The organism is Sphingomonas sp. FW306-1B-B10E (genome assembly GCF_058782005.1).
On record NZ_JBYSXG010000011.1, the window covers coordinates 75,683 to 98,036 of the forward strand.

The window sequence follows — 22,354 nt, forward strand, 5'->3', positions numbered from 1 at the left end:
ACCCTCTCCCGCTTTCGAGGGAGAGGCAGCGAAACTCGGCAGCTTGCTGCCTAGTCGCAGCGGTGAGGGCCTTCTTCTTTCGTCGCAACTCAAGTCGGAAGAAGAAGACCCTCACCCAACCCTCTCCCGCGAAAGCGGGAGAGGGCTAAGTCTCAGATAATGAACGTCGAGAAGCAAACGAAGAACGCCGCGAAGCTCAGCGCGAAGAGCTTCCAGTCGCTGTCGTCGCTGAGCTTGCGCTCGATCGCCACGACGCGGCGCATCTGGACGCGGAACGGATGGCGGCGAGCATGGCCCTGGGCGACGAGGTGAGTCTGCATCGCACGAGTTAACGACTTGTTTACTTTTATTGCCAGCGCCGAATACGGTTAACGCACGTCTTTCCGCGGGACAGATTTGGTGCGGAACCTTCGCGCATCCGGTGGTTAACGCGGGGCCGGCCCAGTGGTCGAGCGTACCATCAGCTGGTGCTCCAACATGACCCGCGGCTCGGCGTCGGGCGCGAGCAGCGAATTCGCCGCGGCATAGGCCAGTTCGCGCACCGGCTGGCGCATCGTAGTCAGCGGCGGCCACACCGCGCGAGCAAGGTCCGAATCGTCGAACCCGGCGATCGACAGCGCGCCGGGCACGTCGACATCGTTCTCGTGCGCCACCGCGAGCACGCCCGCGGCCATGTCGTCATTGCCGGCGAAGATCGCGGTCGGCCGCGGGTCGCGCTCGAGCAGCTTGCGCGCCGCCTCGCCGCCCGAGGCGAAGCTGTTCTCGCCCGCCGCGACCAAGTCCTCGTCAAAGGCAATGCCATGCGCCTCGAGCGCCTCGCGATAGCCCTGTAAACGCTCCCAGGTGGAGACGTGGCTCTCGAGTCCGCGGATGAAGCCGATCTCGCGATGGCCGAGCGAAATCAGATGCTCGGTGACTTCGCGCGCGGCGGCGATGTCGTCAATCGTCGCGGCCATCCCGGCTTCCTTGCGCGCGCCTGGGGCAATGCGGACATAAGGCAGGCCGCGGCGATCGAGCTCGTCGAGCAAGGCGGGCATCTCGGTCACCGGCGGCGACAGGATCACCCCGTCGAGATGCGCCTCATCGATCAGCGCCATGACGTTCGAGACCAGCTCAGGCGATTGGCTATCGACCGGCTGGAGCAGCAACCGATAGCCGAGCTCGCTGCAGCGCTGCTGCGCGCCGATCTGGACGTGATAGACGTAATAGGGGCTGGGATTGTCGTAGAGCAACGCGACCTGGAATGAGCGCCGCCCAGCCAACGTGCGCGCCGCGTGGCTCGGGCGGAAATTCAGCCGCGCGACAACTTCCTCGACGCGGCGCCGCGTCTCCTCGCTGACATGCTTTTCGTTGTTGAGCACGCGGCTGACGGTCTTGAACGACACGCCTGCGATCTTTGAGACTTCCTTGATCGTCGGACGGCTGGACATCGCAGAAACCCCCGGCCGATTGCGTCTGATGCAACGGGCCCCTTGCCCGGCATATTTGACAGCGCTGGCAATGCGCAAGCCAAGATATATGCTGCACCTGCGCAGTCAGGCGCCGCGTCAGGCGGTGATGCCCGCCAGCGCCAGGCCGAGGCCGAGGACACCAAGCACCGCAGCCACGGCCACGCCGCCGCGCGCCACCCGCGCGGCGAAGGTCAGGCTCAGCAGCACGACCCCCGCGGCGAGCGGCGCGAGCCCGAACCACGCGACCAACGCCCGAGGCCAGTCCGGGCTCAGCAAGGCGGCGGCGAGCGACAGCGCGACCAGCACCCAGCCGATGCGCGGCAGAAGCGCGACCCGGTCAGGAGAATACCATTGCCCCAGCAGCGCCGGCGCATGCCGCGACATGCCCGACGCCAGCGCGAACATGCCGAGATAGAGTAGAGCCGCGGCGATCATGCCGCTGCCCTCGCGGCACGCCGGCGCACCGGCGCGGCCTTGGGATGCGTTTGGCGCCAGACCAAAGCGGCGAGCGCGGCGGCGATGGCGAGCAGCATCAGGTTGCCGATCACGATAACCTGGTCGCCCTGCCCCCATGAGGCGAAGAAGGGCGCGACGGCGCAGCCCGCGGCGACCAGCCCGAGCAGCAGCGGCCAGGCGCGCTTAGGGGGCAGCGCCGCGCCGACGGCCAGCGCCGCCGCTGCGGTCCATAATGCCGCCGACACTTCGGTCCCCGACCGATCGAGCGTATCGAGCGGCAGCAGGCGATTGGCGAGCAGGAAGGCGACGCAGCCGAGCGGCACGCCCGCCAGCACCCCGACATTGACGCGCTCGAGCACGCGATTGCCGAGCGACAGCGGCGCGCGCTCGCGGCGCTTGACCACCCACAGCACTAGTCCGGTGGCGATCGCCAGGGTGAGCATCGCGCCGCCGAGGAAATAGAGCCAGCGCGTCAGCGATGGCGCGAAGCGGCCCATATGAAGGCCGTAGACGACATTATAGGTCTGGATTACCGGCCGGCTCTCGGTCCAGCCGGCGAGCGGCTTGCCGGTGGTGCCGTCGAAACTGATCTCGCCCGAGGTGAAGCCGATCTGTCCGGCATCGGCGCGGAACACCGTCACCACCGCGGCTGCATCGCCCGGATTGATCACGTAGACGCGGCCGATCGGTGCACCGCCGAAGCGGCGCTTCGCCTCGCGCAGCATCGGCGCGACCGGTGCCAGCGGAACCTTCGTCCCCGTCGCGGCGCGCGCGGCGATGCCGGGCACCATCTCGTGGTAGAGCGTCTCCAGGTCGCTGCCATAGGCCGCGGCGATTCCCCAGGGCATGCTCAGCGATGCCAAAGTGACCAGTCCGGTAAAAGTGATCATCAGGTGAAAGGGCATCGCCAGCACGCCGAGCGCATTGTGCCCGTCGAGCCACGAGCGCTGGCCCTTGCCAATGCGAAAGGTGAAGAAGTCCTTGAAGATGCGGCGGTGCGCGATGACCCCGGTGACCAGCGCGATGAGCATTACCGCCGCGGCGAGCGAGGCGAGCAGCCGGCCCCAGGGAAAGGGCAGTTCGAGCTCGAAATGGAGCCGGTAGAAGAATTCGCCGCCGAACGTCTCGCGCGCGACGGGCGCTCCTGTCACGGGATCGAGCGCGCGGTACAGGAAGGTGCCGCCATCGCTATAGGCTGCCTCGACGGTGTTCATCCGCGCGTCGGGCGCGGCGAGGTACCAGCCGGTCGGGTCCTTGGTGTTCTGGCTGAGCCAACGCGTGGCGGCGGCGATCGCTTCGGCGGGGTCGGCGGTGGCGCTCGCTTCGGGGCGCATCCAGCGGCCAATCTCGGGCTTGAACACGCTGAGCGTGCCCGCCAGGCACATCACGAACAAGACCCAGCCGAGCAGCAGGCCCGTCCAGCCGTGCAGCCACGCCATCGCCTGGCGCGCGCCGTCGCGGATCGTGCTCAAGCCGGCTGCCCCGCGAGCCAGGCGATACCCGCGAGCAGCAGGCACACCGCCACCACGCCTGCAAGCGCCCGCCACGGACCGCGCGCCAGAAACGCCCAGACCGGAACTGCCGGCGCGACGAGCAAGGCCAGCAAGGTCCCCAATGTCACGGCCTCGACTCGCGCCATCGGCAGCGTCCGCGCAAATGCTGCGGCGAGCAGAGCCGCGATCAGATAGGTGCCAAGGATGGCGGTCACCGCGCGGATCGCGACATTGCCGCGATAGCGCCAGTCGCGGCGCAGGGTTTGTGCTCCGGCCATGCTCAGTAAGCGAAGCTGAGCGAGACGAGCGCGCTGCGCGGCGCGGCGTAATAGGCCTGGCCCCACATCAGGCTGGCCAGATACTTCTCGTTGGCGACGTTGCGCACATTGACCGTCGCGCGAACGCGGTCGAGCAATCGTATTCCGACCATCAGATCGACAATAGCATAGCTGCCCTGGCGCAGCACGACAGGGTTGCCGCCGACATCCTGCACGCCGGTATCGACATAGCTGATCGCGCTCTGCCAGCGCAGCTGCGCGCCGAGCTTGAGGTCTTTGGCCTCGGGCACGCTATAGGTGCTTGCGAGCTTGAGCGTCCGCCGCGGGATCCAGGTTCGCGTGCGGGCGCCGACCTCGTCCTCGATCTCGAGCCCGGTATAGCCGCCGCTCAGCGACCAAGTGTCGGTGATCTTGCCGGCGAGTTCGAGCTCGAAGCCCTTGGAGGTGGCGTCGACGCCGGTATAGCAAGTGTCGCCGAGCGGGCCGTCGGGGCATGGGCCGTCGGGGTCGCCGAAGGTGCCCGCCGCGAAGGCGAGCCCCTTCTGCTTGGCGCGGAACAGCGAGGCGGTGGCGTAGAGCCTGCCGCCGAACCACTCGCTCTTGATGCCGCCTTCGAGGCTGCTGCCCTGCGCGGGATCGAGCTTGCGATTGTCGAAATCGGTCTCGACCTGCGGATTGAAGATGTCGGTATAGCTCGCATAGAGCGTGACGTTCTTGGTCAGCTCGAACAAGAGCCCGACATAGGGACTGACCTTGCTGTTCTTGCGCGACTGATCGGTGCCATAGGATTGCCCGGTCGACTTGATCCACATCGCGCTGGCGCCGACCACGCCCTTGAGATTGTCGGCGAAGTTGAGGTGCGCAGCGCCGTACACGCGCGTGAGTCGGTCGGTATAGTCGGCGGCGAGATATTCGTTGCCGTAGGCCGGCTCCGGGATCAGGCCCTTGTCCCAGTCGCCGACCGGCGGATAGACGATCGCGTCGGACGAAAAGTCCTCATATTCGAGCCCGTCCGAGCGCCCGGTCGACACGCCGAACGCCAGGCTGTGCTCGCGGCCGAACAGCTTGACCGGGCCCGAGGCGTAGAAGTCGCCGAGATATTGGTCATAGGTCGACGGATAGATGCCCGAAGATCCCTCGACGCCGAGCCCGGTGGTCTTGTCGGGATAGCCGAACGCATAGAGCAGCTTCGCATTCTCCTTGAAGCGCTTGTAGGTGAAGATGCCCTTGATCGACCAGCCGCCGGCAAAGGCGTAATTCGCTTCGGCAAAGGCGCTCTGGTCGTTGACGTTCCAATAGGTCCAGTCGGCTGAAGTCGACGCCGAGACCGGAAAATCGATCCGCGTACCGTCGCTATAGGTGAGCGGCAGCGCCCCCCACATCACCCCGTCGGCGCGATTGTCCTGCTGCGAATAGCCGGCGGTGAGGGTCAGCTGCGGCGTGACCTTCCAGCTCAGGATCCCGCCGAACACGTCGCGATTGACGTGGTTGTAGTCGAGATACGAACCGCGCTCCGAATGCGCATAGACCAGCCGCGCCGCGACGGCGTCGCCGAGCGGGACCGAGACGTCGGCCTCGCCGCGCCACTGGCTCCACGATCCGCCCTGCACCGTGGCATTGGCCTGGAGGCTGTCGGTCGGGCGTTTGCGGACATAGTTGATCGTCGCGGAAGGATTGCCGATCCCGGTCATGATGGCATTGGCGCCGCGCACCGTCTCGACCCGGTCGAATAATACGGTGTCGAGCTCGCCGAACTGGATGCCCCAAAACAGCGGCATGCCGATCCCGTCGACCTGGAAGTTCGACACGTCGAACCCGCGCGAATTGAAATAGGTACGGTCGGTCTCGACACGCTCGACATTGATCCCGACGGTCTGGTCGAGCAGGTCGTTGACGTTGGTCAGCGCGAAATCCGCAATCCGCTGGCGATCGATGATCGTCACCGACTGCGGCGTTTCCTTAGGGGTCAGCGCGAGGCCGGTCGCCGAGTGCGATTGCTGCTCGATCGTCCCGGTGACCACGATCTCGCCCCGTGCCTGCTCTTGCACGTCTACAGCGCCCGCGGGGTCGGGATCTGAGGCGGCAAAGGCATGCGTGGGAACGCTCGCCAGCAAACTGCTCGCCAGCAGGAGGTGGCGCCGGGCCAGCTTCATTGGATTCCCTTTTTGAACCGGAATGGTTGCGTGGCGCCATAAAAGCACGCATTTTGCGAGTCAATCGCAATAGCATTAACCGCTGGCAGGCATTGGGCGCATCCCTGCCTGGGCATCGGTACGCGCCAGGAATGCAGATGCACGCTCTAAACAATTGTATTCATGCGAAATCGCGAGGGCAGCTCAACGCGCGAGCAATGCGTGCCATTTCGCATCAAATGTTCCGCCTCATAAAACACACGCTCGAAGAACAGTCGCGACATAAAACGCAAAAAAGCCAATACATGTGGTCGACAGCGCCGCATCTTTCTTTATGCTTGTCTGCCGGCACAGGTGAACGTGCCGCACGAACAACGATAAGGAGTCGCCATGTCGGACGAAAACAGCCTCAACGCAGTCGAGCTAGCCACCGAGCTGACGATTGCGTGGCTGGGAAACCAGAACAATCGGGTCTCGGCAGAGGATGTTCCGTCCTTCTTGCGGACGATGCATGCCACCGTAACTGAACTTGCCGGCGGCGCAGCACCCAGCGATGGCGAAGAAGCAGGCCCTGCGCAGGAATTCTCGCCAGCAGTATCGGCCCGCAAGTCGCTCGCTTCGAAGGATCACATCCTTTCGATGATCGACGGCAAGCCGTATCGCACGCTGCGCCGCCATCTCTCGACGCACGGCCTGACGCCCGAGGAATATCGCCAGCGCTACAATCTGAAGCCCGATTATCCGATGGTAGCGGAAAGCTATTCGGAACAGCGCCGCGCCATGGCGAAGAAGATCGGCCTCGGCGCCAAGGGGCGCGCAGCACGCTCGCAGACCGCTCCGGCAACACCTGCGGCACGCGGCCGCGGCAAGCCGGCCTGAGCCATGAGGTGCCGTGCGTCTGGGCGCACGGCACCTACCCGGCGGCGCAGATCCTCAGTTGCCTTGCTGCTCGAGCGCGCGTGCGCGCCGTATGCGAAGGCCAATGAACAAGATCGTCGGCCAGAACACCGTGTTGAGCACATCGCTCAGCGTGTCGGGCATCACCCGGCCATGCGCGAAATAATCCATGACCTCGTTGGCGAACTCGGCGAGATAGACCGCCAGCAGCGGCCACGGCGTCGCCAGCGACCGCCCGGTGAGCACGCGCACCGTCAGCAGCACCGCCATGCCGGCATGGATATGGAGCACGGTATCCGGCGCGCCGGTGCCGTCGCCGATCCACTGGATGAGGCGGGCATAGAGGTTCGCTGGATTCATCGACGATGCCTGTGGATACCCGCCTCAAGCGCGGCGAGGCGGAAAGATGCCGATGGCGGGTCGCTACGCCGTCGTGCGGCGTCAGCGTGGGGGGAATGGTGGAGCCGAGGGGGATCGAACCCCTGACCTTCGCAATGCCATTGCGACGCTCTCCCAGCTGAGCTACGGCCCCAAACCCCGGGAAGACGGGCCCATTAGAAGGGCTCCGCGGGTTTGGCAAGGACGCTTTTTCATGTCGCGCCCCTGCCCCACCGATTTTCTTACTGCTCGTCCTCGTCGCCGCCGGTCTCGACGCCGAGATCGTCGTCACCACCCAGATCGACATCGTCGTCGGGCGAGGGCTCTTCGTCCTCGGCGATGTCCAGATCTTCGTCACCCAGGTCGGAATCGGCCGTCTCGGGCTTGGCGGCATTGGCCTTGACCGCCTCGAAGGGCAGCGGCTGCTTCGACTTGAGAATCGGCTCCGGCTCCCACGCATAGGCGCAGGCGATGCAGGTAACCGGCTCGTCCTTGGTCAGATCGTAGAAGCGCGTCCCGCACTTCGGGCACGCGCGCTTGGTGCCCCATTCCGGCTTCACCATGTGTTGCCTCTTGCCTTTCAAAATATCTTGGATTTCGGGAGTGATCCCGGAAAGTGGGGCGCGCCTTGCCATGACGCAAGGCGACTGTCAAAGCCGCGCGCGATGTCGCATCTTCAGCCTCGCCCCCTCACTGTCTCTGCGCGCGGTCCGCTGCGCGGTACCGTCACCGTTCCCGGCGACAAATCGATCAGCCATCGATCATTGATGTTCTCGGCGCTCGCGGTGGGCGAAAGCCGGATTGAGGGCTTGCTCGAGGGCGAGGACGTGCTCGCCACCGCCGCGGCAATGCGGGCAATGGGCGCCCAGGTCGAGCGCGGCGACGACGGTGTCTGGCGCGTCCACGGCGTCGGCGTCGGCGGGCTGCTCCAGCCGCAGGGCGCGCTCGACATGGGCAATTCGGGCACCTCGACCCGGCTGCTGATGGGGCTGGTCGCCAGCCACGGCATTACCGCGACCTTCACCGGCGACGCGTCGCTGTCGGGCCGGCCGATGGGCCGCGTGATCGAGCCGCTGTCGAAGATGGGCGCAGAGATCACTGCGTCGCCCGGTGGCCGGCTGCCGCTGATGGTCCGCGGTATGAACCCGGCGGTGCCGATCGAATACACGTTGCCGGTCGCCTCGGCACAGGTGAAGTCGGCGATCCTGCTCGCGGGGCTCAATACGCCGGGCATCACCCGCGTGATCGAGCCGGTACCGACCCGCGATCATAGCGAGCGGATGCTGCGCGGATTCGGCGCTGAGCTGGTCGTCGAGGAGACGCCTGAGGGCAAGCTGATCTCGATCACCGGCGAAGCCGAGCTCAAGCCGCAGCATATCGCCGTGCCCGGGGATCCTTCGTCGGCAGGCTTCTGGATGGTCGCGGCGTCGATCGTTCCAGGCTCCGAAGTGGTGATCGCCAATGTCTGCATGAACCCCACCCGCACCGGGCTGATCACGGCGCTCCGCATGATGGGCGCGGACATTGTCGAGGCACAGCCGCGAATCGTCGGCGGCGAGCCGGTCGCCGACCTGATCGTCCGCCACGCCCCGCTCAAGGCGATCGAAGTGCCGGCCGAACTCGCGCCGAGCATGATCGACGAATATCCGATCCTGTTCGTCGCGGCGGCGCTCGCCGAGGGGCGCACCGTCGCGCGCGGCGCACACGAGCTGCGTGTCAAGGAATCGGACCGGATCGCGACAATGCGTGCGGCGCTCGAAGCCTGCGGCGTCGTCACCGAGGAATATGAGGACGGGTTGGCGATCCAGGGCTCGGGCGGCGCGCCGCTGCCGGGCGGCGCCAGAATCGAATCGAAGCTCGACCACCGCATCGCGATGAGCATGACCGTCGCCGGGCTAGTCTCCGCCGCGCCGGTAACGATCGATGATGCGAGCCCGGTCGCGACGAGCTACCCGGACTTCTTCGCCACGCTCGATTCGCTGTCCGAGCAATGATGCTCGGCCGCCGCGCGCTGCTCCGCGGGCTCGCCGCAAGCGCGCTGGCGGTCCCGGCGTTCGCCCGCGCCGCCGAGATCCGCTTCGCGCCCGATCGCGAACTGATGGTGCCGGTCGAAGGCGGGCGCATCTATGTCCGGGTCAATGGCGATCTGCGCGGACCGCGCCCGCCTTTGGTCTATGCGCATGGGGGGCCGGGCAGCGGACATGCCGGGCTGCTACCGCTGACCGCATTGGCCGACCAGCGCGCGGTGATCCTCTATGACCAGCTCGACAGCGGCCGCTCGGACTCCCCGCTCGACCCCGCCAATTGGCGGGTCGGCCGCTTCGTCGACGAGCTCGATGCGATCCAAAAGGCGCTCGACGTGCCGCGCTGGCATGTCGGCGGCGGCAGCTGGGGCGGGACGATCGCGCTCGAATATGGCGCGCGGCGGCGGCCGGGGACGGCAAGCCTGATCCTCCAATCGCCTCTGGTCTCGACGCGGCGCTGGCTCGCCGACGCCAATCGGCTGCGCCGTGCCATGCCCGGCCAGTGGCGCGCGACGCTCGACATCTGCGAGGGTGCCGCCCCGCCGGCGGCCGCGCAATGCGATGCGGCCACCGACGCCTTCTACGCCGCGCATCTCCACCGCGGCAGTCCGCCGGCCGAACTCGCGGCCTATCGCGCGCGCCAGCCGGCAGCGGCCGGCGGTACGCTGTACGAGGCGATGTGGGGCAAGACCGAGTTCGTCTCGACCGGCACGCTGCGCGGCTATGACGGCGAGCCGCTGCTCGCCCGGCTCGACGGTCCGCGCACCCTGTTCGTCTGCGGCGAATATGACGAGGCGCGGCCGCAGACCGTCCGCGGCTTCGCGCGCCGCGTGCCGGGGGCCAGCTTCCGCGAAATCGCCGGATCGGCGCACGTCATCACCGTCGACCAGCCCGACGCCTATATCGCGCTGCTGCGCAGCTGGCTCGCGCGCCACGACCATTGATTTTGCCGGACAGACCTTGACGCCGGCCGCCGCCGCGGCGAGTTCGGCCGGCATGATCATCGCCGTCGACGGACCCGCCGCATCGGGCAAGGGCACCATCGCCCGCGCACTCGCACGCCATTACGGCCTGCCGCATCTCGATACCGGCCTGCTTTATCGCGCCGTCGCCGCGGCGGTGCTGCGCGAGGGCCTCGACCCGGCGAGGAAAGCCGATGCGCTCGCCGCCTGCGGCTTCGCCGACAGCCTGCTCGACGACCCATGGCTGCGCACCGACGAGGTCGGCAAGGCCGCGTCGGTGGTCTCGGCGCACCCGCCGGTCCGCGCGGCGCTGCTGCGGCGTCAGCGCGACTTCGCGCGCCAGCCGGGCGGCGCGGTGCTCGACGGTCGCGACATCGGCACCGTGATCGCCCCCGACGCCGACGTGAAACTGTTCGTCAAGGCGACCCCGACGATCCGCGCCCAGCGGCGGCTCCTCGAGCTGCGCAAGCACGACGCCCATACCAGCCTGGACAGGGTGCTCGCCGACATCCGCGCGCGCGACGAACGCGATTCGCAGCGCGCGGAGGCGCCGCTGCGCCAAGCCGAGGATGCCGAGCTGCTCGACACCAGCTTCCTGTCGATCGATGCCGCGATCCAGCGCGCGATCGCGATCGTCGAGGAGCGCGGCAAGCCCACGTAAGGCTCCCTCCCTTGCAGGGAGGGTTCAGGTTCGCCCACCCTCACCTTGCCAGTCGCCCCCGGTTCGGCTATGGGCCGCGCGTCCTGCGAGCTGAGCTCGCGGAGGGTTGGCGCGGCGAATCGATTCTGCCGCGCCCTTTTCGCCTTCAACCGCGTCTAGTGCCTCCGCTGGTTTTCGTTTGCAGGATGCCGCGACCGGCATTCGGCCGCCGCGGTAATTTCGGCCTTTCAAGACCGCCGGATACAACCGGCCGGCCGGAAAAACGTAACCAGGAAACGATCCTCTATGGCCACTACGGCAAATCCGAGCCGCGACGATTTCGCGGCACTCCTCGAACAGACTCTCGGCGGCGCAGAAAGCTTTGAAGGCCGCGTCGTCATCGGCACCGTCACCGGTATCGAGAACGACCTCGCCGTCATCGACGTCGGCCTGAAGTCCGAAGGCCGCGTGCCGCTGCGCGAATTCGCCGCGCCGGGCCAGAAGGCGGACCTGAAGGTCGGCGATGAAGTCCAGGTCTATGTCGACCGCGTCGAGAACGCCAACGGCGAAGCGATGCTCAGCCGCGACCGCGCCCGCCGCGAAGCCGCCTGGGACAATCTCGAGACCGAATTCGCCAAGACCGCACGCGTCGAGGGCGTCATCTTCGGCCGCGTCAAGGGCGGCTTCACTGTCGACCTTTCGGGCGCGGTGGCCTTCCTCCCCGGCTCGCAGGTGGACATCCGCCCCGTGCGCGACGTCACCCCGCTGATGGACATCCCCCAGCCCTTCCAGATCCTGAAGATGGACCGCAAGCGCGGCAACATCGTCGTGTCGCGTCGCGCCGTGCTCGAGGAAACCCGCGCCGAGCAGCGCTCGGGGCTGATCCAGTCGCTGGCCGAGGGCCAGGTGATCGACGGCGTCGTCAAGAACATCACCGATTACGGTGCGTTCGTGGATCTCGGCGGCATCGACGGCCTGCTCCACGTCACCGACCTCAGCTACAAGCGCGTCAACCATCCGAGCGAAGTGCTCAACATCGGTGACACGGTGAAGGTGCAGATCATCCGCATCAACCGCGACACCCAGCGCATCAGCCTCGGCATGAAGCAGCTCGAGAGCGATCCGTGGGATGGCGCCGCCGCCAAGTATCCGGTCGGCGCGAAGCTCACCGGCCGCGTGACCAACATCACCGAATACGGTGCGTTCGTCGAGCTCGAGGCCGGCATCGAGGGCCTCGTCCACGTCTCGGAGATGAGCTGGACCAAGAAGAACGTCCATCCGGGCAAGATCGTCTCGACTTCGCAGGAAGTCGACGTGGTCGTCCTCGAGGTCGACGCCGAGAAGCGCCGCATCTCGCTGGGCCTCAAGCAGGCGATCTCGAACCCGTGGGAGGCCTTCGCGGCTGCCCATCCGGTCGGCACCGAAGTCGAAGGCGAAGTCAAGAACGCCACCGAATTCGGCCTGTTCATCGGCCTCGACAACGACGTCGACGGCATGGTTCACATGTCGGATATCGCCTGGGGCATCTCGGGCGAGGACGCGCTCAACCTGCACCGCAAGGGCGAGACCGTTAAGGCGATCGTGCTCGCGATCGAGCCCGACAAGGAGCGCATCAGCCTCGGCATGAAGCAACTCGAGCGCGGCGGTCCGTCGGCGGCGATTGCGGCCGGCGCGGGCGACAAGCTCAACAAGAACCAGACCGTCACCGTCACTGTTCTCGAAGTCCGCGATGCGGGCCTCGAAGTCCAGGTCGGCGAGGATGGTGCGACCGGCTTCATCAAGCGCACCGATCTCGGCCGCGACCGCGACGAGCAGCGTCCGGAGCGTTTCCAGGTTGGCCAGAAGTTCGACGCGATGGTCACCGGCTTCGATCGTTCGAAGAAGCCGACCTTCTCGGTCAAGGCGATGCAGATCGCCGAAGAGAAGCAGGCCGTTCAGCAGTACGGCTCGTCCGATTCGGGCGCGTCGCTGGGCGACATTCTCGGCGAGGCACTCAAGGCCCGCAACGAGAAGAACTGACATGGTTCGGGGGAAGCGGCTGCGCTGCTTCCCCCTCCGCTGCCTCAAATAAATCCCGTAAACTGTTAATCTTCGGGTTGATGCAAGTTGGGATTCGGCGCTAGAGAGTCCCCGCGTCGGGGATTTTTGCCGCGTCGGACGCACCGCGGTCCGCGTGTGCCAAGGGAGGGTGCGGATGATCCGTTCGGAACTCGTTCAAATGCTGGTGGACGACAATCCAGGCCTGTCGGCCCGCGAAGTCGAGAAGATCGTCTCGGTCTTCTTCGATGACATCGTCAGCCGGCTGACCGAGGACGGCCGCGTCGAGCTGCGCGGCTTCGGCGCCTTCTCCACCCGCGCCCGCGACGGCCGCACCGGCCGCAACCCGCGTACCGGCGAAACCGTCGACGTCGCGCCCAAGCGCGTCCCCTATTTCAAGCCCGGCAAGGAAATGCGCGTTCGCCTCAACGTCTGAGCGACGCCTATATTCCACATGCAGAAGAGGCCGGAACCGCTTGACGGTTCCGGCCTCTTCGCGTTTCAGGGTGCCTCGTGCGGACGTGGCGGAACCGGTAGACGCCGGAGACTTAAAATCTTCTGCCCCTCGGGGCGTGCGGGTTCGAGTCCCGCCGTCCGCACCAGAACTTAGTTGCTGTCGGGATCGTCGTCGTCGGTCGCGATGATCACGCCGCCGGCAACGATCGCCGCCACGCCCAGGATCGCGATGATCGGCGCACCGGCGAGATCCGATTCCTTGTCACTTGCGGTCGACGCGCGAAGCGACAGCTTCGACGCCGAGCCCTGCGCGGCGATTGCCGGCGTCGCCGCCAGCGAGAGTGCGGCCACCGCCGCAGCGGCCTTTCCGAGAATACGCGCCATCATACTGCTCCAGTAGTTACCCGGCGCTAGAACCCCTCGGGTGCTTGCAGGTTCCGTACGGCCGTACCCGCCAGCGGGGGTTGGCAGCGCGCCGCGCGGATCATACACCCGCGACGTCTCCACCAGCGAAGGCCCCGATGCCGCGATCCTTGTTCCTCGTCTTGCTCGGCCTCGCGCTGGCGGCGGGCGGCTGCAGCAACGGCCAGCGCAAGGACGACGCGCCGGTGGTGGTCAGCGTCATCGGCGGCGAGGCCAAGGCCGCCGACCCCAGCGCCGCGCCGCTGGACCCAGCCGAGCGCGTGTTGATGGGGGCGACCGCGCAGGGGCTCGTGCGGTTCGACGCCAACGGCCAGATCGAGCCGGCGCTGGCCGAGCGCTGGATCGTCATCGACGACGGCCGCAGCTACATCTTCCGCCTGCGCGAAGCCTATTGGCCCGACGGCGCACCGGTCAGCGCCGCGCAGGTCGTCCGCGTGCTGCGCCGCGCGGCAGCGCCCGACAGCCGCAACGCGCTCGCGCCTTTCCTCGCCGTGATCGACGAGATCGTCGAGATGACCCCGACAGTGATCGAGGTCCGCCTCAAGCGCCCGCGCCCCGATCTGCTCAAGCTGTTCGCGCAGCCCGAACTCGCGGTGTTCCGCACCACCAGCCTCGACGGCAGCGGCCCGTTCCGTCCGCGGCCGATGGGCCGGGGCGTGCTGCTGCGGCCGGTGCCCGATCCGGGCAGCCCCGCCGAAAAGGCCGCGCCGGCGCCCGAGGAGACCGTGCACCTGCTCGCCGAACGCGCCGCGCTCGCGCTCGCGCGGTTCCAGGCGCGCGATTCCGACCTGGTCCTCGGCGGCAGCTTCGTCGACTGGCCCATCGCGGTACAGGCGGCGCTTGCCCCCGCCAATGTCCATGTCGAGCAGCCGCTCGGGCTGTTCGGGCTCGCGGTGGCCGACCGCGACGGCTTCCTCGCCGAGCCGACGAACCGCGCCGCGATCGCGATGGCGATCGATCGTGCCGCGCTGACCCAGGCGGTGCGGCCCGATTGGGCTCCGCTCGAGACGCTGCTTCCCGGACAGCTCGATTCGGCCGCCCCACCGACGCGGCCCGAATGGGCGTCGCTCGCGCCCGATGCACGCCGGCAGGCGGCACGCGAGCGCGTGGCAGCGTGGCGGCGTGCGCATCCCGAGCCGCTGACGCTGCGCATCGCCCTCCCCGCCGGCCCGGGCGCGACTTTGATATGGGCGCACCTTGCCGAGACGTTGCTACGGATCGGGGTCACGCCGCTGCGCGTCGGCGCGGCCGACCCCGCCGACCTGCGGCTGATCGACACGCTTGCGCCCTATGACAGTGGCCGTTGGTTCGTACAGACTGCCTGCCTTACCTGCTCGGACGAGGCGAAAGCGCTGATCGCGGCGGGGCGCGAAGCACCTGATCTGGCGGCGCGCGCCCAGCGCATCGCAGAAGCCGACGCGGCGCTGACCGCCGACGCCGCGTGGATCCCGCTCGCACAGCCTTTGCGCTGGTCGCTGGTCGCACTGCGGCTCGGGGCGTGGCAGCGGAACGCGCGCGGCTGGCATCCGTTGAATCACCTGCGAAACGAGAAGGAATAAGCAGGTGGCACGGCCGGAACGCATGGCAACGGGATGGAGCGCCGCGGCGAAGGACCTGCCGCTGAGCAAGGATCCCGCGCATATCCGGCGCCGGATCGAGGCGATGGAGCATCTGCTCGAGCGCAGCTTCACGATCCCCGGCACAAAATTCCCGGTCGGGCTCGACGTCGTGCTCGATCTCGTTCCCGGCATCGGCACCACCGTCGCCGCGGCGATGGGCGCCTATATGGCATGGGAAGCGCGCAACCTCGGCATGTCGAAGATGCAGGTCGCGCGGATGGCGGGCAATGTCGGGTTCGACTGGGCGCTGGGGATGATCCCCTGGGTCGGCGCGATCCCGGACCTGTTCTTCCGCTCGAACTCGCGCAACCTCAAGATCATCCGCAAGCACCTCGACAAACATTATCCGGCGAGCGTGACGATCGACCAGCCGTGAGTTGCTGAAGCGAAAAGCTGTCCCTGCGCGCACCCCTTCCGCTTGCGGGAGGGGTCGGGGGAGGGACTGATCGGGATGGAGCGATGGACGGTATCCACGCCGCCACGTCATCCCCTCCCCTAACCCCTCCCGCAAGCGGGAGGGGAATTAGACGCTCACGAAATCGAGGCCGATATCGGCGGCGGGCGCCGACTGGGTGAGCCGTCCGACGCTGACATAGCTGACCCCGCTCGCGGCGATCGCGGCGACCGTATCGAGCCGGACCCCGCCCGAGGCCTCGGTCGGCACGCGTCCCGCGACCAAGGCGACCGCTTCACGCAGCGTCGCCGGCGCCATATTGTCGAGCAGCAGGTGCGTCGCGCCCGCGTCCAGCGCGGGTTCAATCTGGTCGATCCGGTCGACCTCGACGATCACCCGCTCGATCCCCGCGGCGACGGCACGGCGCACCGCCTCGCCGATCGACCCGGCGACGCCGACATGATTGTCCTTGATCATCGCAGCGTCCCACAGCCCCATGCGGTGGTTCTGCGCGCCGCCCATCCGCGTGGCATATTTCTCGAGTACCCGCAGCCCGGGAATGGTCTTGCGGGTGTCGAGCAGCGTCGCGCCGGTGCCGGCGATCGCATCGACATAGGACCGGGTCAGCGTCGCGATGCCCGAGAGGTGCTGGACGGTATTGAGCGCCGAACGCTCGGCAGTGAGCATCGCCCTAGCCTTGCCACGCAGGCGAAGCAGGTCGGTGTCGGCGGGCACGGTATCGCCGTCCTCGACCAGCCGCTCGATCGTAACTTCGGGATCGAGCGCGCGGAAGAACGCCTCCGCGATCGGCAGCCCGGCGACGGTGATCGCGTCGCGGCTGTCCATCACGCCTTCGAAGATCGCATCCTCGGGGATGACCGCGGCGGAGGTGATGTCGCCGGCATCGCCGAGATCCTCGGCGAGCGTGGCGGCGACAAAGGCATGGAGGTCGAAATGGTCGAGGGTGAAGGGCATGGAAGGGGCTGTATCGCGGCCTCCGCGCGAAATCACGCGGTTCCTACCACCACCCTTCCCTCCCGTTCGCCCTGAGCTTGTCGAAGGGCCGTACTTCTTGCACATTTCGGGAAGAAGAACAGTCCTTCGACAAGGTCAGCACGAACGGCTTGAGGTTGCTGATCAACCAAAATCGTTCCCCTCTTGTTCGTTCGGCGCTAGACCGATGCCGTGACCAGCGCCGTGCGGAAAATCATCCATATCGACATGGACGCCTTCTATGCGTCGGTTGAGCAGCGCGACGCGCCCGAGCTGCGCGGCCAGCCGGTGGCGGTGGGCTATGCCGCGGCGCGCGGGGTGGTGGCGGCGGCAAGCTACGAGGCGCGCAAATTCGGCGTACGCTCGGCGCTGCCCTCGGTGACCGCGCTGCGCCGCTGCCCCGAGCTCGTCTTCGTCAAGCCGCGCTTCGACGTGTACAAATCGGTGTCGAAGCAGATTCACGCGATCTTCGCCGATTATACCGAGTTGATCCAGCCGCTGTCGCTCGACGAGGCCTATCTCGACGTCACTGCCAACCGCCAGGGCATCGACACGGCGTGGAACACCGCCAAGGCGATCCGCGCGCGCATCCTCGAGGAAACCGGGCTCACTGCCTCGGCGGGCATTTCGTACAACAAGTTTCTCGCCAAGCTCGCCTCGGACCAGCGCAAGCCCAACGGCCAGTTCGCGGTCACGCCCGAAATGGGCCCGGCCTGGGTCGAGACGCTGCCGGTAGCGCGCTTCCACGGCGTCGGACCGGTGACTGCGACCAAGATGAAGCGCCTCGGCATCGAGACCGGCGCGGACTTGCGTGACAAGCCGCTCGACTTCCTGCGCGCGCATTTCGGCAGTTCGGCCGAATGGTATCATGCGATCGCGCGCGGTCAGGACGATCGCCCGGTAAACCCGTCGCGCGAGCGCAAGTCGTCGGGCTCGGAGACCACTTTCGACCGCGACCTGACCGAACCCGCTGAGATCGAGGCGGGCGTGCTGCGCATGGCCGACGAGGTCTGGGACTGGTGCGCCAAGGCGCAAGCGTTCGGACGCACGGTGACGGTGAAGGTCAAATATGCCGACTTCAAGCTGATCACGCGCAGCAAGAGCTTCGCCGGCGTGGTACGTTCGCAGGCAGCGTTGCGAAGCGCGAGCCGCGAGCTGATCGGATTGGTATTGCCGGCCGACAAGGGGATCCGGCTGGTGGGCGTGACAGTTTCGAACTTCGAGGCGGAGGCCAGCGAGAAAGCCGCGCTGCCCCTGTTCGGTGCGGAGGAGGCGGGCGCTATTTGCGCGCCGCCGAAGCCGGCTTAGCCCAGAGCCGCGCGGAGAGGCTTTCCAAAGAAGCGCTCAGGCTTTGCCGACGGACACTCGCGCTCGCCCGCGCCGCTGGCCTGACCCAGGTGCAGATAGGTCTCGTTGAAATCGGCGAGTTCACGCAGGCCGTTCCAATCCTTGACCTGGATGCGCCGATGGGAGCGCACGATCAGCCCCGTGCGATCGAGATCGCGCAGCGTGCGATTGACGTGCACCGAGGTGAGGCCGGCGGCGTCGGCCAATTGCTCCTGGTTCATCGGCATCTCGAACTGATCCGCTTCCGCGAGCCCTGCGAGTTGAAGGCGTCGCGCCAGCTCGCACAGCAGATGCGCGATCCGCGACATCGCGTCGCGGCGACCGACATTGACGACCCACTCGCGGGCGAGCGACGCATCGATCAGCGTCTCGGTCCACAGCGCCAGCGCGACGGAGGGGCGTGCGCGGATCAGCGCCCGGATGTCGGCGCGGGCGATGGTCGCCAGCTCGCACCGGGTCAGCGCCTCGGCATTGTGATCGGCGATGTCGAGCAGCGCGCCCTGCAGGTCTATGAAATCGCCCGGAATGTTCAGACTGACGATCTGCCGCGTGCCGCGCGAAGTGACTTTCTGGCGAAAGGCGAAGCCGGAGAGCAGCAGACAGCAACGCTCTACCCTCTCGCCTTCGCGCACGAAATGGATGCCGCGCTCGACGGTCCGCCGGACATGGGGCAGCGCCAGCACCGCGGCGCGATCTTCCTCATCGAAGGCCTGGCGGGTTTCGAGCTTGCGTAACATCGGAGCCAGCAGGGACGAGGACATGGGCACTCTCCGTTGAAAATCGGGACGGGAGCGCGACGCATTGTCTCTCAGTCGTCAGCGTCCGCAGGTTATCGGCCAACGATACAATGCAATCAGCCAAAACAGGATGGAGTTCCCTTACCTGTGTTAAGTTGTTGCATTTGGTCGCGAATGGTCACCGCCTCGCCTAAAACGGTTCGAGGAGAGCTGTGGCTGGCGCGCGTGGTTCAGACCTACGACTATCGCCGCCTTGACCGCGAACAGCCTTCCGGAAACAGTATGCGCCGGCTCGCCCAAGGCGGCCTGTGGGAAGGTGGGATGACGGAATGCCGGTCAATCGCAGGGATTTGGTCAAGGGTGTCGCACTGGGCGCAGCCGCGGTGACGGCAGGTCCGGCCGCGGCGGCGACGCCGGGCAAGATCGTCCACCACGTCTTCTTCTGGCTCAAGAACCCCAGCTCGACGGCCGATCGCGACGCGCTGATCGCCGGGGTGCGCGGGCTCGGCAAGGTCGATGTCGTGCGTAGCATCGAGGTCGGGGTGCCCGCCTCGACCGAGGCGCGCGACGTGGTCGATGGGAGCTTCCACGTCTCCGAGATGCTGGTGTTCGACAATGTCGCCGACCAGAAGACCTATCAGGACCATCCCGTGCACCAGGCCTTCATCGCGAAGTACGGCCATCTCTGGGCGAAGGTGATCGTCTACGACATGGTGACGGTCTAAGCGGCTACGTCATTCGTTCGTCACCCCGGCCTTGGGCCGGGATGACGGATCGGGGGTTCAGTCGCCCTTCTTGGGATCGCCGCCGACCGCAGGCACCGGGCCGAGATCGCCCTGTCCGACGCTCGCGCTCGCCATCTCGAGCATCCGGTCGAGGCTCTGCTTCGCCTTCAGCCGCATGCCTTCCTCGATCTCGATCCGCGGCTCGAGGTCGCGCAGCGCGAGGTAGAGCTTCTCCATGTTGTTGAGCGCCATGTACGGGCAGATGTTGCAATTGCAGTTGCCGTCCGCGCCGGGGGCACCGATGAAATTCTTCTCGGGCAGCGCCTTTTCCATCTGGTGGATGATGTGCGGCTCAGTGGCGACGATCAGCGTGTCGCCGGGGAAGCTCTTGGCGAAATCGAGGATGCCGCGGGTCGAGCCGACATAATCGGCATGGTCGAGGATGTGCGGCGGGCATTCGGGATGCGCGGCGATCGGCGCGCCGGGATATTGCGCCTCGAGCTTGAGCAGCTCGGTCTCGCTGAACGCCTCGTGGACGATGCACACGCCCGGCCACAGCAGCATCTCGCGGCCGAGCGTGCGCGTGAGATAGCCGCCGAGATTGCGATCGGGGCCGAAGATGATCTTCTGCTCCGCCGGGATCTGGCTGAGGATCTTCTCGGCGCTTGAGCTGGTGACGATGATGTCGCTCAGCGCTTTCACTTCGACCGAGCAGTTGATGTAGGTCAGCGCGATATGGTCGGGATGCTGCGCGCGGAAGGCGGCGAACTGCTCGGGCGGGCAGCTGTCCTCGAGGCTGCACCCCGCGTTCATGTCGGGGAGCACGACGATCTTGTCGGGCGACAGGATCTTGGCGGTCTCGGCCATGAAGCGCACGCCGCAGAATGCGATGACGTCGGCGTCGGTCTCGGCCGCCTTGCGCGACAGATCGAGGCTGTCGCCGACGAAGTCGGCGATGTCCTGCAATTCGGGCTTCTGGTAATAATGCGCGAGGATGACCGCGTTGCGCTCCTTGCGCAGCCGATCGATCTCGGCGCGAAGGTCGAGGCCCGTCAGGCTCGCGCCCATTCCGTTTCGTGCGTCCATGCGGCGCAGATGGCCCTGCGCGACGAGGGGATCAAGGATAGATTGCGTGTGGTGGCCGATACGTCGCCCTCGCCCTTCCCACTCGCTTCGCGAGCGGGCCCCCTCCCTCTCCCATCGGGAGAGAGCATCTGGTCGATCATGCCCCCGGCATGATCTGAACATCGCGGGGCGATGTTCACCAGATGCTGGAGGCGCGAAGCGCCGGAGGGTGAGGGTGACCGTCAGTAGCGGTTGGCCAGCACATCCTCGGGGCTGCGCGAGCGGTCCCAATCCTCGCTCGGCCGCTCGTCGGGGAAGAACACCGCGACCTTGGCATCGAGCCCGGCGGCCTTGAGCGGCATCGCGAAGCTGCGCTCGATCGCGCGGCGCGTCGCGTCCTTGGCGAGCTTGACCGGCATCGGCGCGCGGGCCTGACGGATCAGCTCCTGCTGGCCGGCCTTGCGATTCGCGGCGTCGAGCTGCTTCTCGACATCGGTGAAGCGCATCAGCAGCCCGCCCTGGTTGAACTCACGGATGCCGTCGAGATCGACATCGGGGCCGACCACTTCGAGCGGCGGCAGCAGGATGGTCAGCCGCTTGTTCGCCGCATCCCAGGCGAGGCTCTTCTGCTGGAGCTTGGCGAGATCGACTTCGTAGCGGACCATGCCGGGCATGATCAGCGTCTTCTCGGCGGTCATGCCGAGCCGGCTCTGGCGCGAGGTGACCACCGCGACATAGCGCGCGGCGAAGGTCGACAGCCGGTTCTGCTCGCGCAGGCCCTGGAGGCTCGCTTGCGCGACGGTGACCGGATCAGGACCGCGGAACTCGCTCTTCACCGTGTTTCCGAGGAACCAGAAACCCGCGCCGATCGCGAGGACGAGCGCGAGCAGCAGCGTGGCGAAGCGGAGCAGGCCCCATTGCCTCATGCCGCGAGCTTCCACGCTTCGCCCTCACCCTGGACGAGACCGCGCGCGCGCAAGTCGAGCAAATGCGCGAGTACCGAGCGGCCGGCGGCGCCCGTCAGCCGCGGATCGAGCCCGACATACATGCGCGACACCATCTCGGGGATGTCGCCGATATCCTCTCGCAACAGCCGCAGGATTTGGCCCTCGCGCTGCTTGCGGTGCCCCATCAGCCCGCGGACGAAGCGCTGCGGCTTCTCGATCGGATCGCCATGCGCGGGATAATAGATGCGGTCGTCGCGGGCCATGAGCTTGTCGAGGCTGGCCATGTACGCCGCCATGTCCCCGTCGGGCGGCGCGACGACGGTGGTCGACCAACCCATGACATGGTCGCCGGTGAACAAGGCGCCGGCCTCGGGCAGCGCGAAGGCGAGATGGTTCGACGTGTGGCCGGGGGTGGCGACCGCGACCAGCGTCCAGTCTGGGCCGGTGACGCGCTCGCCATCGGGAAGGACGCGGTCGGGAGCATAAGCCGTATCGAAGGCGGCGTCGGCGCGCGGCCCCGCGTCTTCGAGCGTGAGCGGTGCGCAGCCGATGATCGGCGCGCCGGTCACGGCCTTGAGCGGCGCCGCGGCCGGGCTGTGGTCGCGGTGCGTATGGGTGCACAGGATCGCAGTGACCGGACGCCCGGCGATCGCTGCTTCGAGTGCGGCGAGGTGTGCGGGATCGTCGGGGCCGGGATCGATCACCGCGAGCTCGGCGGTGCCGATGAGATAGGTCTGCGTGCCGGTATAGGTGAAGGGCGACGGGTTGGGTGCAAGGACGCGCGTAACCAGCGGCTCGACCGCGAGCGCGATGCCAGTGGGAGCCTCGATCATCCGGGGGATGTGGCGGGTGGCAGGGCCCGGTGCAACCCCTCTGGCTCCCCTCCCTGCAAGGGAGGGG

24 protein-coding genes and 2 tRNA genes are annotated in these 22,354 nt (G+C 67.0%); 11 read left to right on the forward strand and 15 right to left on the reverse strand.

Features of this window, described 5'->3' with window-relative positions:
* Window positions 1–152 precede the first annotated feature (152 nt).
* The 6 genes from AC3WJI_RS06670 to AC3WJI_RS06695 form a co-directional block, all read right to left on the reverse strand.
* On the reverse strand, window positions 153–320 hold the full coding sequence (locus AC3WJI_RS06670; RefSeq protein ID WP_492756474.1) for a hypothetical protein: 168 nt from the start codon (window positions 318–320) through the stop codon (window positions 153–155).
* A 105-nt stretch (window positions 321–425) separates the two neighbouring features.
* The gene (locus AC3WJI_RS06675; RefSeq protein WP_492756475.1) at window positions 426–1,430 is read right to left on the reverse strand and encodes a LacI family DNA-binding transcriptional regulator; all 1,005 of its coding nucleotides are present in this window, start codon (window positions 1,428–1,430) and stop codon (window positions 426–428) included.
* A 117-nt stretch (window positions 1,431–1,547) separates the two neighbouring features.
* The gene (locus tag AC3WJI_RS06680; protein ID WP_492756476.1) at window positions 1,548–1,886 is read right to left on the reverse strand and encodes a DUF3325 family protein; all 339 of its coding nucleotides are present in this window, start codon (window positions 1,884–1,886) and stop codon (window positions 1,548–1,550) included.
* A complete protein-coding gene (locus AC3WJI_RS06685; RefSeq protein ID WP_492756496.1) occupies window positions 1,883–3,346 on the reverse strand; it encodes a PepSY-associated TM helix domain-containing protein in 1,464 nt (487 codons plus the stop codon). The genes AC3WJI_RS06680 and AC3WJI_RS06685 overlap by 4 nt, the downstream gene beginning before the upstream one ends.
* A gap of 29 nt (window positions 3,347–3,375) precedes the next feature.
* Window positions 3,376–3,678 carry a ketohydroxyglutarate aldolase gene (locus tag AC3WJI_RS06690; RefSeq protein ID WP_492756477.1) on the reverse strand — a complete coding sequence of 101 codons (303 nt, stop codon included), beginning with the start codon at window positions 3,676–3,678 and terminating at the stop codon, window positions 3,376–3,378.
* Between the two features lie 2 nt (window positions 3,679–3,680).
* Complete coding sequence (locus AC3WJI_RS06695; RefSeq protein WP_492756478.1) at window positions 3,681–5,831, reverse strand: TonB-dependent siderophore receptor; 2,151 nt, start codon at window positions 5,829–5,831, stop codon at window positions 3,681–3,683.
* Between the two features lie 369 nt (window positions 5,832–6,200).
* On the opposite strand from AC3WJI_RS06695, the gene AC3WJI_RS06700 reads away from it, so the two are divergent.
* Window positions 6,201–6,689, forward strand: coding sequence for a Ros/MucR family transcriptional regulator (locus AC3WJI_RS06700; protein WP_492756479.1), 489 nt, complete (start codon window positions 6,201–6,203; stop codon window positions 6,687–6,689).
* Between the two features lie 54 nt (window positions 6,690–6,743).
* Here the strand turns inward: AC3WJI_RS06700 and AC3WJI_RS06705 are convergent, their stop codons facing one another.
* The 3 genes from AC3WJI_RS06705 to AC3WJI_RS06715 form a co-directional block, all read right to left on the reverse strand.
* On the reverse strand, window positions 6,744–7,067 hold the full coding sequence (locus AC3WJI_RS06705; RefSeq protein ID WP_492756480.1) for a hypothetical protein: 324 nt from the start codon (window positions 7,065–7,067) through the stop codon (window positions 6,744–6,746).
* Window positions 7,068–7,163: 96 nt separating this feature from the next.
* Window positions 7,164–7,239, reverse strand: a tRNA-Ala gene (locus AC3WJI_RS06710).
* An 88-nt stretch (window positions 7,240–7,327) separates the two neighbouring features.
* Window positions 7,328–7,648, reverse strand: a complete 321-nt coding sequence (locus AC3WJI_RS06715; protein ID WP_492756481.1) for a TIGR02300 family protein — start codon at window positions 7,646–7,648, stop codon at window positions 7,328–7,330.
* 102 nt (window positions 7,649–7,750) lie between these two features.
* Here AC3WJI_RS06715 and aroA point away from each other — a divergent pair, with 102 nt between their 5' ends.
* The 6 genes from aroA to AC3WJI_RS06745 all read left to right on the forward strand — a co-directional run bounded on the left by aroA (window position 7,751) and on the right by AC3WJI_RS06745 (window position 13,350).
* Entirely contained in the window at window positions 7,751–9,079 is a 1,329-nt protein-coding gene (gene aroA / locus AC3WJI_RS06720) for a 3-phosphoshikimate 1-carboxyvinyltransferase (protein WP_492756482.1), read from the forward strand.
* On the forward strand, window positions 9,076–10,053 hold the full coding sequence (locus AC3WJI_RS06725; protein WP_492756483.1) for a proline iminopeptidase-family hydrolase: 978 nt from the start codon (window positions 9,076–9,078) through the stop codon (window positions 10,051–10,053). Before aroA ends, AC3WJI_RS06725 begins: the two co-directional genes overlap by 4 nt.
* A 52-nt stretch (window positions 10,054–10,105) precedes the next feature.
* Complete coding sequence (locus AC3WJI_RS06730) at window positions 10,106–10,732, forward strand: (d)CMP kinase (protein ID WP_492756484.1); 627 nt, start codon at window positions 10,106–10,108, stop codon at window positions 10,730–10,732.
* A 285-nt stretch (window positions 10,733–11,017) separates the two neighbouring features.
* Window positions 11,018–12,730 carry a 30S ribosomal protein S1 gene (gene rpsA / locus AC3WJI_RS06735; RefSeq protein ID WP_492756485.1) on the forward strand — a complete coding sequence of 571 codons (1,713 nt, stop codon included), beginning with the start codon at window positions 11,018–11,020 and terminating at the stop codon, window positions 12,728–12,730.
* Between the two features lie 175 nt (window positions 12,731–12,905).
* Window positions 12,906–13,184 (forward strand): HU family DNA-binding protein, encoded by a 279-nt coding sequence (locus AC3WJI_RS06740; RefSeq protein ID WP_492756486.1) that lies wholly within the window; start codon window positions 12,906–12,908, stop codon window positions 13,182–13,184.
* A gap of 79 nt (window positions 13,185–13,263) precedes the next feature.
* Window positions 13,264–13,350 (forward strand) — tRNA-Leu (locus AC3WJI_RS06745).
* A gap of 4 nt (window positions 13,351–13,354) precedes the next feature.
* On the opposite strand, the gene AC3WJI_RS06750 is transcribed toward AC3WJI_RS06745, so the two are convergent.
* Window positions 13,355–13,588, reverse strand: a complete 234-nt coding sequence (locus tag AC3WJI_RS06750; RefSeq protein ID WP_492756487.1) for a hypothetical protein — start codon at window positions 13,586–13,588, stop codon at window positions 13,355–13,357.
* A 137-nt stretch (window positions 13,589–13,725) separates the two neighbouring features.
* On the opposite strand from AC3WJI_RS06750, the gene AC3WJI_RS06755 reads away from it, so the two are divergent.
* On the forward strand, window positions 13,726–15,186 hold the full coding sequence (locus AC3WJI_RS06755) for an ABC transporter substrate-binding protein (RefSeq protein WP_492756488.1): 1,461 nt from the start codon (window positions 13,726–13,728) through the stop codon (window positions 15,184–15,186).
* Window positions 15,187–15,208: 22 nt separating this feature from the next.
* On the forward strand, window positions 15,209–15,622 hold the full coding sequence (locus tag AC3WJI_RS06760; protein WP_492756497.1) for a DUF4112 domain-containing protein: 414 nt from the start codon (window positions 15,209–15,211) through the stop codon (window positions 15,620–15,622).
* Window positions 15,623–15,769: 147 nt separating this feature from the next.
* On the opposite strand, the gene nadC is transcribed toward AC3WJI_RS06760, so the two are convergent.
* The gene (gene nadC / locus AC3WJI_RS06765) at window positions 15,770–16,615 is read right to left on the reverse strand and encodes a carboxylating nicotinate-nucleotide diphosphorylase (RefSeq protein ID WP_492756489.1); all 846 of its coding nucleotides are present in this window, start codon (window positions 16,613–16,615) and stop codon (window positions 15,770–15,772) included.
* A gap of 246 nt (window positions 16,616–16,861) precedes the next feature.
* Here nadC and dinB point away from each other — a divergent pair, with 246 nt between their 5' ends.
* Window positions 16,862–17,941: a DNA polymerase IV gene (gene dinB, locus AC3WJI_RS06770; protein WP_492756498.1), complete on the forward strand. Its 1,080-nt coding sequence runs from the start codon at window positions 16,862–16,864 to the stop codon at window positions 17,939–17,941.
* On the opposite strand, the gene AC3WJI_RS06775 is transcribed toward dinB, so the two are convergent.
* Window positions 17,938–18,663, reverse strand: coding sequence for a Crp/Fnr family transcriptional regulator (locus AC3WJI_RS06775; RefSeq protein WP_492756490.1), 726 nt, complete (start codon window positions 18,661–18,663; stop codon window positions 17,938–17,940). The genes dinB and AC3WJI_RS06775 overlap by 4 nt on opposite strands.
* A gap of 383 nt (window positions 18,664–19,046) precedes the next feature.
* On the opposite strand from AC3WJI_RS06775, the gene AC3WJI_RS06780 reads away from it, so the two are divergent.
* Window positions 19,047–19,442 (forward strand): Dabb family protein, encoded by a 396-nt coding sequence (locus AC3WJI_RS06780; RefSeq protein WP_492756491.1) that lies wholly within the window; start codon window positions 19,047–19,049, stop codon window positions 19,440–19,442.
* Between the two features lie 57 nt (window positions 19,443–19,499).
* On the opposite strand, the gene nadA is transcribed toward AC3WJI_RS06780, so the two are convergent.
* The 3 genes from nadA to AC3WJI_RS06795 form a co-directional block, all read right to left on the reverse strand.
* Window positions 19,500–20,528, reverse strand: a complete 1,029-nt coding sequence (nadA, locus tag AC3WJI_RS06785; protein WP_492756492.1) for a quinolinate synthase NadA — start codon at window positions 20,526–20,528, stop codon at window positions 19,500–19,502.
* A 221-nt stretch (window positions 20,529–20,749) separates the two neighbouring features.
* Entirely contained in the window at window positions 20,750–21,433 is a 684-nt protein-coding gene (locus tag AC3WJI_RS06790) for a DUF4230 domain-containing protein (protein ID WP_492756493.1), read from the reverse strand.
* Window positions 21,430–22,287: an MBL fold metallo-hydrolase gene (locus tag AC3WJI_RS06795; protein ID WP_492756494.1), complete on the reverse strand. Its 858-nt coding sequence runs from the start codon at window positions 22,285–22,287 to the stop codon at window positions 21,430–21,432. Before AC3WJI_RS06795 ends, AC3WJI_RS06790 begins: the two co-directional genes overlap by 4 nt.
* Between the last annotated feature and the right edge of the window lie 67 nt (window positions 22,288–22,354).